At 72.9% G+C, this 13,537-nt stretch carries 10 protein-coding genes; 5 read left to right on the plus strand and 5 right to left on the minus strand.

What is annotated here, in order from left to right:
• Positions 1 to 101: 101 nt before the first annotated feature.
• Positions 102 to 2,000, minus strand: coding sequence for an ABC transporter ATP-binding protein (locus tag ACFCX4_RS12875; protein ID WP_376141425.1), 1,899 nt, complete (start codon positions 1,998 to 2,000; stop codon positions 102 to 104).
• A 143-nt stretch (positions 2,001 to 2,143) separates the two neighbouring features.
• Positions 2,144 to 3,877 (minus strand): ABC transporter ATP-binding protein, encoded by a 1,734-nt coding sequence (locus tag ACFCX4_RS12880; protein ID WP_376141376.1) that lies wholly within the window; start codon positions 3,875 to 3,877, stop codon positions 2,144 to 2,146.
• Positions 3,878 to 4,199: 322 nt separating this feature from the next.
• On the opposite strand from ACFCX4_RS12880, the gene ACFCX4_RS12885 reads away from it, so the two are divergent.
• Together ACFCX4_RS12885 and hemW are read left to right on the plus strand one after the other, a co-directional pair.
• Positions 4,200 to 6,122, plus strand: a complete 1,923-nt coding sequence (locus tag ACFCX4_RS12885) for an AMP-dependent synthetase/ligase (RefSeq protein WP_376141378.1) — start codon at positions 4,200 to 4,202, stop codon at positions 6,120 to 6,122.
• Positions 6,123 to 6,202: 80 nt separating this feature from the next.
• Positions 6,203 to 7,432: a radical SAM family heme chaperone HemW gene (gene hemW, locus ACFCX4_RS12890; protein ID WP_376141380.1), complete on the plus strand. Its 1,230-nt coding sequence runs from the start codon at positions 6,203 to 6,205 to the stop codon at positions 7,430 to 7,432.
• Positions 7,433 to 7,544: 112 nt separating this feature from the next.
• On the opposite strand, the gene ACFCX4_RS12895 is transcribed toward hemW, so the two are convergent.
• The 3 genes from ACFCX4_RS12895 to htpX all read right to left on the minus strand — a co-directional run bounded on the left by ACFCX4_RS12895 (position 7,545) and on the right by htpX (position 10,026).
• On the minus strand, positions 7,545 to 8,378 hold the full coding sequence (locus tag ACFCX4_RS12895) for a DUF3097 domain-containing protein (RefSeq protein WP_376141382.1): 834 nt from the start codon (positions 8,376 to 8,378) through the stop codon (positions 7,545 to 7,547).
• A gap of 97 nt (positions 8,379 to 8,475) precedes the next feature.
• Complete coding sequence (locus ACFCX4_RS12900; RefSeq protein ID WP_376141384.1) at positions 8,476 to 9,063, minus strand: hypothetical protein; 588 nt, start codon at positions 9,061 to 9,063, stop codon at positions 8,476 to 8,478.
• Between the two features lie 42 nt (positions 9,064 to 9,105).
• On the minus strand, positions 9,106 to 10,026 hold the full coding sequence (gene htpX, locus ACFCX4_RS12905; protein ID WP_376141386.1) for a zinc metalloprotease HtpX: 921 nt from the start codon (positions 10,024 to 10,026) through the stop codon (positions 9,106 to 9,108).
• A 284-nt stretch (positions 10,027 to 10,310) separates the two neighbouring features.
• Here htpX and hrcA point away from each other — a divergent pair, with 284 nt between their 5' ends.
• The 3 genes from hrcA to ACFCX4_RS12920 all read left to right on the plus strand — a co-directional run bounded on the left by hrcA (position 10,311) and on the right by ACFCX4_RS12920 (position 13,484).
• Entirely contained in the window at positions 10,311 to 11,345 is a 1,035-nt protein-coding gene (gene hrcA / locus ACFCX4_RS12910) for a heat-inducible transcriptional repressor HrcA (protein ID WP_376141388.1), read from the plus strand.
• A gap of 76 nt (positions 11,346 to 11,421) precedes the next feature.
• Positions 11,422 to 12,564, plus strand: a complete 1,143-nt coding sequence (gene dnaJ, locus ACFCX4_RS12915; protein ID WP_376141390.1) for a molecular chaperone DnaJ — start codon at positions 11,422 to 11,424, stop codon at positions 12,562 to 12,564.
• 170 nt (positions 12,565 to 12,734) lie between these two features.
• The gene (locus tag ACFCX4_RS12920; protein WP_376141392.1) at positions 12,735 to 13,484 is read left to right on the plus strand and encodes a 16S rRNA (uracil(1498)-N(3))-methyltransferase; all 750 of its coding nucleotides are present in this window, start codon (positions 12,735 to 12,737) and stop codon (positions 13,482 to 13,484) included.
• Positions 13,485 to 13,537 lie beyond the last annotated feature (53 nt).

Here is a 13,537-nt window from a genome sequence, read left to right on the forward strand (position 1 = left end):
GGTCCGGTGCCGTCCGCCCCGGGCTCGCCGGTGGTCGGGAAAGGGACCCGGGAGGGCCGCCCCGAAGGCGGCGGGCCGCCCCGGTCCCCCCGCCCCCGGGGCTACTCGACCTCGGCGACGGCCTCGGCGAACTGCGCCTTGTAGAGCCGGGCGTAGGCCCCGTCGGCGGCGATCAGCTCGTCGTGCCCGCCCTGCTCGACGATGGAGCCGCTCTCCATGACGAGGATGACGTCGGCGTCCCGGATGGTGGAGAGCCGGTGGGCGATGACGAAGCTGGTGCGGCCGGTCCGCAGCCTGGCCATGGCCCGCTGGATGAGCACCTCGGTGCGGGTGTCGACGGAGCTGGTGGCCTCGTCGAGGACCAGGATCGACGGCTGGGCGAGGAACGCGCGGGCGATGGTGATGAGCTGCTTCTCGCCGGCGCTGACGCCGGTGCCGTCGTCGTCGATGACGGTGTCGTAGCCGTCGGGGAGGGTGCGCACGAAACGGTCGACGTGGGCGGCGCGGGCGGCCTCGACGACCTGGTCGCGGGTGGCGCCCTCGGCGCCGTAGGCGATGTTGTCGGCGATGGTGCCGCCGAACAGCCAGGTGTCCTGGAGGACCATGCCGATGCCGGAGCGCAGTTCCTCGCGGGACATCGCGGCGATGTCGGTGCCGTCGAGCGTGATCCGCCCGGAGCTGACCTCGTAGAACCGCATCAGCAGGTTGACCATGGTGGTCTTGCCGGCGCCGGTGGGGCCGACGATGGCGACGGTCTGGCCGGGCTCGACCTTGAGCGAGAGGTCCTCGATGAGCGGCTTGTCGGGGTCGTAGCGGAAGGCGACGTCCTGGAAGACGACCCGGCCGCGCAGGGTGTCGGGACGCTCCGGCATGGCCGGTTCGGGGGTCTGCTCGGGCGCGTCGAGGAGTTCGAAGACCCGCTCGGCGGAGGCGACGCCGGACTGCACCAGGTTGGCCATGCTGGCGACCTGGGTGAGCGGCTGGCTGAACTGCCGGGAGTACTGGATGAACGCCTGGACGTCGCCGATGGACAGTGCGCCGCCGGCGACCCGCAGGCCGCCGACGACGGCGATCAGCACGTACTGGAGGTTGCCGATGAGCAGCATCGCGGGCTGGATGATGCCGGAGATGAACTGGGCCTTGAAGCCGGCGGCGTAGAGCGCCTCGTTGTGCTCGCGGAAGGTCTCGGCGGACTCCCGCTGGCGGCCGAAGACCTTGACCAGGGCGTGGCCGGTGTACATCTCCTCGATGTGCGCGTTGAGCTGACCGGTCGACTTCCACTGCTGGACGAACTGGGGCTGGGCGCGCTTGCCGACCCGGGTGGCGACCATGACGGAGAGCGGGACGGCGATCAGCGCGATGAGGGCGAGCAGCCAGGAGATCCAGAACATCATGGCGAGCACGCCGACCACGGTGAGCAGCGAGTTGACCACCTGTCCCATGGTCTGCTGCATGGTCTGGCTGATGTTGTCGATGTCGTTGGTGACCCGGCTGAGGACCTCGCCGCGGGGCTGCTTGTCGAAGTAGCTGAGCGGCAGGCGGGCGAGCTTGGCCTCGGTGTCCTGGCGCAGCCGGTAGCCGGCGCGCTGGATGGCGCGGGCGGCGAGGCGGCCCTGGACGACGCCGAAGGCGGCGGAGGCGACGTAGACGGCGAGGACCCAGAGCAGCACGTTGCCGATGGCGCCGAAGTCCATGCCCCGGCCGGGGGTGAAGTCGACGGAGGAGAGCAGGTTGGCGACGTCGCCCTCGCCGCCGGTGCGCAGGCCGTCGACGATCTGCTGCTTGGAGGTGTCGGCGGGGAAGCGGGCGCTGACGACGCCGGCGAAGATCAGGTCGGTCGCGTGGCCGAGGATCTTGGGGCCGACGATGGCGGCGCCGATGCTGAGGGTGCCGAGGGCGAGGACGCCGGCGATGAGGGCGCGTTCGGGGCGCAGCAGTTTGAGCAGGCGCTTGCCGGAGTTCTTGAAGTCCATGGACTTCTCGGCGCCCTGGCCGCCCATGAAGCGGCCGGGGCCGGCGGGGCCGCGGCGGGCGGCGGCGGCCTGGGAGTCGCCGCCCGGGGGGCGTCCGCCGCCGGTGCCGGCGGAGCCCGGGGCGCCGCCGGCCGTCTTGTCGGGGCGGGGCGCGGGCTTGTCGGGGCTGGTCACGCCGCCTCCTGCTCGGTGAGCTGGGAGAGCACGATCTCCCGGTACGTCGGGTTGCCGGCCATGAGTTCGCCGTGGGTGCCGGTGCCGACCACGGCGCCCTCGTCGAGGACGATGATCCGGTCGGCGTCGCGGATGGTGGAGACCCGCTGGGCGACGATCACGACGGTGGCCTCGGAGGTCTCGCGGGCCAGCGCTTTGCGCAGCCGGGCGTCGGTGGCGTAGTCGAGCGCCGAGAAGGAGTCGTCGAACAGGTAGATGTCGGGCCGGCGGACCAAGGCGCGGGCGATGGCCAGGCGCTGGCGCTGGCCGCCGGAGACGTTGCTGCCGCCCTGGGCGATGGGCGCGTCGAGGCCTTCGGGGAGCCGTTCGACGAACTCCTTGGCCTGGGCGGTCTCCAGGGCGTGCCAGAGTTCCTCGTCGGTGGCGTCGGGCCGTCCGTAGCGGAGGTTGCTGGCGACGGTGCCGGAGAACAGGTAGGGCTTCTGCGGGACGAGGCCGACGCTCTCGGAGACGGTCGCGGGGGCGAGTCGGCGGACGTCGACGCCGCCGAGCAGGACCTGTCCGGAGGTGGCGTCGAAGAGCCGGGGGACGAGGCCGAGCAGGGTGGACTTGCCGCTGCCGGTGGAGCCGATGACGGCGGTGGTCTCGCCGGGGCGGGCGGTGATGTCGATGCCGCGCAGCACGGAGGCCTCGGCGCCGGGGTAGCGGAAGTCGACCTCGCGCAGTTCGAGGTGGCCGCGGCGCAGCACCTCGGTGACCGGGTCGGTGGGCGGCACGACGCTGGACTCGGTGCCGAGCACCTCCTGGATGCGTTCGGCGCAGACCTCGGCGCGCGGCACCATCATGAACATGAAGGTGGCCATCATGACGCTCATGAGGATCTGGAGCAGGTAGGAGAGGAAGGCGGTCAGCCCGCCGATCTCCATGTCGCCGCTGTCGATCCGGTGGGCGCCGAACCACAGGACGGCGACGCTGGAGACGTTGACGACGAGCATGACGGCGGGGAACAGGTAGGCCATGAGTTTGCCGACCTGGAGGGAGACTCCGGTGAGGTCCTCGTTGGCGCCGGCGAACCGGTTCTGCTCGTGGTCGTCCTTGACGAAGGCGCGGATGACCCGGATGCCGGTGATCTGCTCGCGCAGCACCCGGTTGACGGTGTCGATCTTCTCCTGCATGCCGCGGAAGAGGGGGCGCAGCCGGCGGACCAGGACGACGACCACGGCGCCGAGGGCGGGTACGACGGCCAGCAGCAGCGCGGAGAGCGGCACGTCCTGGTTGAGGGCCATGACGATGCCGCCGACGCACATGATCGGGGCGGAGACCATCATGGTGAAGGACATCAGGACCAGCATCTGGACCTGCTGGACGTCGTTGGTGGTGCGGGTGATCAGCGAGGGCGCGCCGAACTGGCCCATCTCGCGGGCGGAGAAGCCCTGGACGCGGTCGAACACGGCGGCCCGCAGGTCGCGGCCGGCGGCCATGGCGGTGCGCGCCCCGTAGTAGACGGCGCAGATGGAGCAGAGGGTCTGGAGGAGCGTGACACCGATCATCACGGCGCCCACCCGCAGGATGTAGCCGGTGTCCCCCTTGACCACGCCGTCGTCGATGATGTCGGCGTTGAGCGCGGGCAGGTAGAGCAGCCCGAGGGTGGAAACCAGCTGGAGGAGCACCAGCACGGTGATCGGTCGGTGGTAGGGGCGCAGGTACGCCCTGAGCAGTCTGATCAGCACTGGCTCACTCTTGTCGTCGGCGGCGGCTTTGGCATCCCGATTCTCGTGCTTCGGGGCGGCTGTTCAGGAGATTCCGGGCAAGCGAGCCGGATCTTTGTCCAGTCCTTTGCCGAACGTTCCGGTGGGCGTCGTGGTGCCGGGCACCGGGCGGTCGGGAGAGTGCCGACCCGGCCCGCCCTCTTACGGAATGACCGGTTTCCCCCTAGGCTGCTGGCAGCCCTCGTTGTTACTCGCCGGTACCGTTCCGGTTGTCCACGGGGCCGGCGGCCGCCCCCACGGACGCCGCATCTTCCAGACGGCCACCCGCTTCCGGAGGTCCTCGTTGAGTTCCGCGCAGTCCCTGATCGACTCCGGCCGCACCGACATCGTCGCCGGGCGCCCCGCCTCCGTCGCCCACCTGTTCCAGGAGCGGGTCGCGCTGACCCCGGCCGGTGAGGCCTACCGCTTCCCGGTCCCGGTGGACGAGCACGCGGCGGACAGCACCCCCGGTGCCGAGCAGTGGCGGTCGCTGACCTGGGCGCAGACCGCGGTCCGGGTGCACGCCGTGGCCGCCGGGCTGCTGTCGCTGGGCATCGAGGCCGAGGACCGGGTGGCGCTGGCCGCCTCCACCCGGCTGGAGTGGATCCTCGCGGACCTCGGCAACATGTGCGCGGGCGCGGCCACCACGGCCGTCTACCCGAGCACCAACGCCGACGAGACCGCGTTCATCCTCTCGGACTCCGGCTCCCGGGCCCTGTTCGCCGAGAACACCGCCCAGTTGGACAAGGTGGTCGCCGAACTGGACCGGCTGCCCGGACTGGAGACGGTGATCCTGTTCGACGCGCCGGACGGGCCGCCCGACGCGGGCCGGCTGCGCGTGCTCACCTTCGCCGAGCTGGAGGGGCTGGGCGCCGAGTACCTGGCCGCGCACCCGGACGCGGTGGACGAGGCGGTCGCCGCCCTCGACAAGGAGCAGCTGGCGACCCTGATCTACACCTCCGGCACCACCGGCCGCCCCAAGGGCGTGCGGCTGGTGCACGACTGCTGGGCGTACGAGGGGCGGGCCCAGGAGGCGAGCGGGCTGCTGGGCGCCGACGACGTGCAGTTCATGTGGCTGCCGCTGTCCCACGTGTTCGGCAAGACGCTGATCTCGGGGCAGATCGCCACCGGGCACGTGATGGCGGTGGACGGCCGGGTGGACCGGATCATCCACAACCTGCCGGTGATCCGGCCGACCATCATGGCCTCGGCACCGCGGATCTTCGAGAAGGTCTACAACGGCATCGCCGGCAAGGCCCGGGCGGCGGGCGGCGCCAGGTACCGGATCTTCCTGTGGGCGGCGCGCACCGCCCGGGAGTACGCCCGGACGGCCCAGGAGAGCCGGGTGCGTACCGGGGTGGAGAGCGTCCCGGCGCTCCTGCGGCTGCGGCACGCGCTCGCCGACCGGCTGGTGTACGCGAAGATCCGGGCCGCGTTCGGCGGGCGGCTGAACGGGGCGGTGTCCGGCAGCGCCGCGCTGGCGCCGGAGATCGGCTACTTCTTCGTCGGCGCCGGGGTGCCGATCCTGGAGGGCTACGGCCTCTCCGAGACCAGCGCCGGCTCCTGCGTCAACCGGGCCGAGGACGTCCGGGTCGGCACGGTGGGCCGCCCGCTGCCCGGCACCGAGGTCCGGATCGCCGACGACGGCGAGATCCTGCTGCGCGGCCCGGGCGTCATGCGCGGCTACCACAACCTGCCGGAGAAGACCGCCGAGGTGCTGGAGGCGGACGGCTGGTTCCACACCGAGGACATCGGCGAGCTGTCCCCGGACGGCTTCCTGCGGATCACCGACCGCAAGAAGGACCTGTTCAAGACCTCCGGCGGCAAGTACGTCGCGCCGAGCGAGGTCGAGGGCCGGTTCAAGGCGGCCTGCCCGTTCGTCAGCAACATCCTGGTGATCGGCAGCGGCCGCAACTACTGCACCGCGCTGATCGGCCTGGACGAGTCGGTGATCATGCCGTGGGCCGCCGGGCACGGCCTGGCCGGCAGGTCCTACGCCGAGGTGGTCGCCGACCCGGCGACCCGCGAGCTGATCGAGGGCTTCGTGACCCGGCTCAACGGCAAGCTGCAGCGCTGGCAGACGATCAAGAGGTTCCACCTGCTGCCGCGCGACCTCGACGTCGAGCACGGCGAGCTCACCCCGAGCCTGAAGATCAAGCGCCCGGTGGTGGAGCGGACCTACGCGGACGCGGTCACCGCGATGTACGCGGGCGCCAACGAGGCCTGATCCCGGCCGCGGCCGGTGCCCGGAGCGCACGGTCCGTACGGCCCGGAAGGATCACCCGGGCCGTACGGGACAATGGGGTCATGCCCTCCGCACTCCCCGACGGCGAACCGGTGCCGTCCGACGGTTCCCTGCCCGCGCACGCCCTCGACGGGCTGGGCTCGCGGCCGTTCGGCTTCTACCTGCACGTCCCGTACTGCGCCAGCCGTTGCGGCTACTGCGACTTCAACACCTACACCGCCACGGAGCTGCGCTCCTCCGGCACCGTCGCCTCCCAGGAGACGTACGCGGACAACGTGGTCGCCGAGGTCCGGCTGGCCCGCCGGGTCCTCGGCGGGGACGCCGGGCCGGTGCGCACCGTCTTCCTGGGCGGTGGCACCCCGACCCTGCTGCCGGCCCGCGACCTGGTGCGGATGCTCGCCGCGATCCGCGAGGAGTTCGGCCTCGCCGAGGGGGCCGAGGTCACCACCGAGGCCAACCCGGAGTCCGTCGACCCGGCGTACCTGGCCGAGCTGCGCGAGGGCGGCTACAACCGGATCTCCTTCGGCATGCAGTCCGCGCGCCCGCACGTGCTGAAGCTGCTCGACCGCCACCACACCCCCGGCCGCCCCGAGGCCTGTGTCGACGAGGCCCGCGCGGCCGGCTTCGAGCACGTCAACCTCGACCTCATCTACGGCACCCCCGGCGAGTCCGACGACGACTGGCGGGCCTCCTTGGACGCCGCGATCGGCGCCGGGCCCGACCACGTCTCCGCCTACTCGCTGATCGTCGAGGAGGGCACCCGGCTGGCCGCCCGGGTCGGGCGCGGCGAGCTGCCGATGATCGACGACGACGTGCACGCCGACCGCTACCTGATCGCCGAGGAGGCGCTGAGCGCCGCGGGCTACTCCTGGTACGAGGTCTCCAACTGGTCCACCACCCCCGAGGGCCGCTGCCGTCACAACGAGCTGTACTGGACCGGCGGCGACTGGTGGGGGGCCGGCCCCGGCGCGCACAGCCACGTCGGCGGCGTCCGCTGGTGGAACGCCAAGCACCCCGCCGCCTACGCCCGCGCCCTCGCCGAGGGACGCACCCCGGCCCAGGGCCGCGAGCGCCTCACCGGCGAGGACCGCCGGGTCGAGCGGATCCTCCTCGAACTGCGCCTCGCCGAGGGGATCCCCCTGGACCTCCTCACCACCGCCGGCCGCGGGGCCGCCGACCGCGCCCTCGCCGACGGCCTCCTCGCCCCCGTCCCCTACGAACGGGGCCGCGCCGCCCTCACCCTTCAGGGCCGCCTGCTGGCCGACGCGGTGGTGCGTGACCTGGTGGACTGAGCGTCGTGACGGTGGCGTCAGCCGTCGGAGGGAGCGCGCACATGACCGCCATCGCTGACCGGTTGACGGGGATCCTGCTCGGGGTCGTCCTGGACACCGCGGAGTTCCGGACCTACTCCTGGTCCGGCAGGGTGACGAAGTCGATCAGCTCCTCGACGCGGCCCAGCAGTTCGGGCTCCAGGTCCCGGTAGGAGTCCACCTTCGACAGGATGCGCTTCCAGGCGGCGGGGGTGTCCTCGGGCCAGCCGAGGCGGCGGCAGGTGCCCAGTTTGAAGTCCTCGCCGCGGGGGACGGCCGGCCAGGCGGGGATGCCGGCCGAGGCGGGCTTCACGGCCTGCCAGACGTCGATGAAGGGGTGGCCGACGACCAGCACGTGCGGGCCGGTGACCCGGGCGGCGATGCGGTGCTCCTTGGTGCCGGGCAGCAGGTGGTCGACCAGCACGCCGAGGCGCCGGCCCGGGCCGGGGGCGAACCCGGCGACGATCGCGGGCAGGTCGTCGACGCCCTCCAGGTACTCGACGACCACGCCCTCGATCCGCAGGTCGTCGCCCCAGACCCGCTCCACCAGCTCGGCGTCGTGCCGGCCCTCGACGTAGATCCGCGACTCCCGGGCCACCCGGGCGCGGGTGCCAGGCACCGCGACCGAGCCGGAGGCGGTGCGGCCGGGCGTGCGCGAGGGGGCCGGCGCCGCGGGCCGCACCAGGGTGACGGTCCGGCCCTCCAGCAGGAAGCCGCGCGGGACGAGCGGGAAGACCCGGTGCTTGCCGAAGCGGTCCTCCAGGGTGACGGTGAACCCCTCGGCGGTCTTCTCGCAGCGCACCACCGCGCCGCAGAAGCCGCTCGCCGCCTCCTCCACCACCAGGTCCCGCTCGGCGGGCACCTCGGGGGCCGGGGCCTGCTTCTTCCACGGCGGGGTCAGGTCGGGTCCGTACTGGCGGCTGCGCATTCCACGGAGTCTACGAGGCCCGGGAGTCCACGGGCCGTCAGCCGGTGGGCGGCGGGTCCACCACCGGATCCGGGCGGGAGGACGGACCCGCCCGCCCTCACAGGCCCGGCGCGCCCCAGACCGGGAACCAGCGGCCGAGGTCCTTCTCCAGCCGCAGGTCGTCGCCGAGCAGCGCGCCGACCTCCAGCTCCAGCGGGCTGTCGCGCTTCTCCCCGCCGCCCGGCACCGGTGCGAACGGGTAGAAGGTGCCGCGCTTGTACAGGTAGACCAGGGCCAGCGGCCGGCGTCCGTCGGCGTCGCGGAAGCCGATCAGTGAGCAGAGCAGCTGAGGGCCGAAGCCGTGCGCCTCCAGCTCGCTGTTGACCGCGTGCAGGTCGTTGACCAGCTCCGGCAGCTCCCCGGGCGCGTGCCGGGCGAGCAGCCAGGAGTAGCCGTAGGAGTCCCGGGACGCCTCGACGGGGACGCCGCCGCGCGCGGTGTCGGCGTCGAGCAGCGCCCGGACCTGCCGCTCCACCTCGTCGAAGGCCCCGCCCTCCACCGAGGCGAAGCAGACCGAGCCCAGACCGGTGGGCCGCAGGCCCGCTCCGGCCTCCAGGGTGAGCGCGGCGGACGGCACGCCGAACAGCTGGTCGAGGTCGGGCCTGACGGGTTTGCTGCGGCCGAACAGCGCGTCCAGGATTCCCACGGTGGTCCTTTCGGGCAGTCTTCGACGGCCGGCGGGGGCCGGTCAGCGGCCGAGCCGGGCGGAGATCTCGGCGAGCTGGGCGAGGCGCCGCTCCAGCGACGGGTGGGTGGAGAACAGCGCGCCGGCGGCCTCCCGGGCGCTCAGCGCGGGCGCGAAGTAGAAGGCGTTGTAGGCCTGCGCCTGGCGCAGGTCCCGGGTCGGGATGGCCGCGATCTGCCCGGTCACCTTGGTGAGCGCGGAGGCGAGCGCGCTGGGCCGGCCGGTGAGCTGCGCGGCGGCCCGGTCGGCGGCCAGCTCCCGGTAGCGGGAGAGCAGCCGGGTCAGCAGGAAGCTGATCGCGTAGACCACGATCGACACCAGCGGGACGACCAGCGCGGCGATCGCGGCGTTGGAGTCGTTGCTGTTGCGCCCGCCGCCCAGGAAGCCGCCGTACATGGCGATCCTGGTCATCGCGCCGGCCAGCACGCCGAGGAAGCCGGCCACCGTCATCACGGCGACGTCCCGGTGGGCGACGTGCGACAGCTCGTGCGCGAGCACGCCCTCCAGCTCCTCCGGTTCCAGCCGGCGCAGCAGGCCGGTGGTGACGCAGACCACCGCGTTGGCGGGGTTGCGGCCGGTCGCGAAGGCGTTGGGCATGTCGTTGTCGGCGACCGCGACCCGGGGTTTGGGCATGTCGGCGAGGGCGCAGAGCCGGTCGACGGTGCCGTGCAGCTGCGGATACTGCTCCGGGGTGACCCGGCGGGCGCCCATCGCCCGCTCGGTGATCCGGTCGCTGAACCAGAACTGGGCGACGAACAGGCCGCCGGAGATCAGGACCACGATCGGCCAGGCGCCGCGCAGCAGCACGATCAGCAGTCCGGTGAATCCGACGTAGAGCAGCCCGATCAGGAACATCGTCCCCACCATCCGGCCGGTCAGGCCGCGGTCGGGGGCGAAGCGGGTGTGCGGGCCCGGGTTCGACATCGCTGGTCCTCCGTTCGCCGTCCGCTTCCGATGCTGCCACCAGGGCGGGCCCCCGGCATCACCCGCGCGCCGCGAACTGCGGGCAGGATCACTCCGGCCGGGCCGTTCCTGCGGTCGGACCCGGGCCTTACACTGGCAGGTACGGTTCTGGCACTCGGGCGGTCGGAGTGCCAGGGGCGCGGTCCTCCGGGGCCGGTCGGACAGCTCGGACACAGCTCGAATGCGGACACATGCCACAACGGCGTGTCACAACGGACAACGCGTGGAGACGGAGGTGCGTGCCCATGGCCGGTGAGGTTCGCCAGCTCGACGACCGCAAACTCGCGGTGCTGCGCGCGATCGTCCAGGACTACGTGGGGACGGAGGAGCCGGTCGGCTCCAAGGCCCTGGTGGAGCGGCACAACCTCGGGGTCTCCCCGGCCACCGTCCGCAACGACATGGCGGCGCTGGAGGAGGAGGGCTACATCCACCAGCCGCACACCAGCGCCGGGCGGATCCCCACCGACAAGGGCTACCGGCTGTTCGTCGACAAGCTGGCCGAGGTCAAGCCGATGAGCGCGCCCGAGCGGCGCGCGATCCGGCACTTCCTGGACGGCGCGGTGGACCTCGACGACGTGGTCGCCCGCACGGTGCGGCTGCTCGCCCAGCTGACCCGCCAGGTCGCGGTGGTGCAGTACCCCTCGCTGAGCCGCTCCACGGTGCGGCACATCGAGCTGGTCGCACTGGCTCCGGCGAAGGTGATGCTGGTGCTGATCACCAACACCGGCCGGGTCGAGCAGCGGCTGGTGGACTGCCCCGGCGCGGTCGGCGAGACGCTGCTGGCCGACCTTCGGGCCCGGATCAACGCGCGGGCGGCCGGCCAGCGGCTCCCGGACGTCCCGGGGCTGCTGGAGGAGCTGCCCGCGCTGTTCGAGGCGGGCGACCGGCCGACGGTGACCACGCTGCTGGCGACGCTCTTCGAGACGCTCGCCGAGCAGAGCGAGGAACGGATCATGCTGGCCGGCACGGCCAACCTGACCCGTTTCGGCCACGACTTCCCGCTGACCATCCAGCCGGTGCTGGAGGCGCTGGAGGAGCAGGTCATCCTGCTCCGCCTCCTGGGTGAGACCGCGGACGCCGGGGTGACGGTCCGGATCGGCCGCGAGAACGCCTACGAGGGGCTCAATTCCACCTCGGTCGTCTCGGTCGGTTACGGTTCGGGCGACGAGAGCGTGGCCAAACTGGGAGTGATCGGTCCGACCCGGATGGACTATCCGGGCACAATGGGGGCGGTGCGAGCGGTGGCACGGTACGTGGGCCAGATCCTGGCCGAGTCGTAGGAACGGCCGCGCGTTAGACATCTAACGGGCGCCGAAGTCGCAGGCACTCTTACAGGCGGAACAAGCGGAGCATTTGGTGGCCACGGACTACTACGCGGTACTCGGCGTCCGACGGGATGCGGGGCAGGACGAGATCAAGAAGGCGTTCCGGCGCCTGGCACGCGAACTGCACCCGGACGTCAACCCGGACCCGAAGACGCAGGAGCGGTTCAAGGAGATCAACGCCGCCTACGAGGTGCTCTCCGATCCGCAGAAGCGCCAGGTCTACGACCTCGGCGGCGACCCGCTGTCGCCGAGCGGCGGGGGCGGCGCGGGCGGCTTCGGAGCGGGCGCGGCCGGCTTCGGCTTCTCGGACATCATGGACGCCTTCTTCGGCGCCGCGTCCGGCCAGCGCGGCCCGCGTTCGCGGACCCGGCGCGGTCAGGACGCCATGATCCGGCTGGAGATCACCCTGGAGGAGGCCGCGTTCGGCACCACCAAGGAGCTCCAGGTCGACACCGCGGTCACCTGTACCACCTGCAGCGGCGAGGGCGCCGCGCCCGGCACCTCCGCGCAGACCTGTGACATGTGCCGCGGCAAGGGCGAGGTCTCCCAGGTCACCCGGTCCTTCCTGGGCCAGGTCATGACCTCCCGTCCCTGCCCGCAGTGCCAGGGCTTCGGCACCGTCGTGCCGACCCCGTGCCCGGAGTGCGCCGGCGACGGCCGGGTCCGCGCCCGCCGCACCCTGACCGTGAAGATCCCCGCCGGTGTCGACAACGGCACCCGGATCCAGCTGGCCGGCGAGGGCGAGGTCGGCCCCGGCGGCGGCCCGGCCGGCGACCTCTACGTCGAGATCGCCGAGACCACCCACACGGTGTTCCAGCGGCGCGGCGACGACCTGCACTGCACGGTCACCATCCCGATGACGGCGGCCTCGCTCGGCACCCAGGTGCCGCTGCAGACCCTGGACGGGGTCGAGGAGGTCGACATCCGGCCCGGCACCCAGTCCGGCCAGTCGATCCCGCTGCACGGCCGGGGCATCACCCATCTGCGCGGCGGCGGCCGGGGCGACCTGATAGTGCATGTCGAGGTGCAGACGCCCACCAAGCTCGACCCCGAGCAGGAGGACCTGCTGCGCCGCCTGGCGGTGCTGCGCGGCGAGGAACGGCCGGCCGGCCAGTTCGCGCCCGGGCAGCAGGGGCTGTTCTCCCGGCTGAAGGACGCCTTCAACGGCCGGTAGCGGTCCCGGTGCGGGGGGTGCCGAGGCTTCCTCGGCACCCCTTTCGCGTGCCCGCCCCGCCGTCCGGCCCGGCTGCGTTCCGCAGCCGCCAACAGCCGCCAACAGCCGGCAGCCCGCAGCCGGTCCCGGCTCCCGTCCCCGTTCCCGTGCCCGCCCCGGAGGTTCCCCGCATGACCGCGCCCGTGTTCTTCGCCGACCCCGAGGTGATCGACGCCGCCGCGCCGGGCGCGACGGTGCGCCTGGACGGGCCGGAGGGCCGGCACGCCGCCGCCGTGAAGCGCCTGGAGCCGGGCGAGGCGGTCACCCTGACGGACGGGCTCGGCACCGGCGCGGACGGCACCGTCACCGCGGTGCACGGCAAGGAGGCGATCGAGGTGACGGTGGCGGCCGTGCGCCGCGAGCCGCAGCCCTCGCCCCGGATCGTGGTCGTCCAGGCGCTGCCCAAGGGCGACCGGGGCGAGCTGGCCGTGGAGACCATGACCGAGGTCGGCGTGGACGTGGTGATCCCCTGGGCCGCCTCGCGCTGCATCACCCAGTGGAAGGGCGACCGCGGCGCCAAGGCCCTCGCCAAGTGGCGGGCGACCGCGCGGGAGGCCGGCAAGCAGTCCCGCCGGCTGCGCTTCCCCGTGGTCCGTGACCTGATGACCACCCGGCAGCTGTCCGCGGTGCTCCTCGGCGCCTCGTTCGCGGCCGTGCTGCACGAGGAGGGCGCCGAGCCGCTGGCCGGTGCCGGACTGCCGCCGGGCGGCGACCTGGTGCTGGTGGTCGGCCCGGAGGGCGGGGTCTCCCCGGACGAGCTGGCGGCCTTCGCCGGTGCCGGCGCCAAGCCCTACCGGCTCGGCCCCTCGGTGCTGCGCACCTCCACCGCCGGGGTGGCGGCCGGCGCGCTGCTGCTCGGCCGCACCGGCCGCTGGAGCTGAGTCGTTCGTCGGGGGCACGGTACGCCGAAACCGGCGCGGCGCGGACTTCCCCG

This window comes from Kitasatospora sp. NPDC056327 (assembly GCF_042261735.1).
Lineage (GTDB): Bacteria > Actinomycetota > Actinomycetes > Streptomycetales > Streptomycetaceae > Kitasatospora.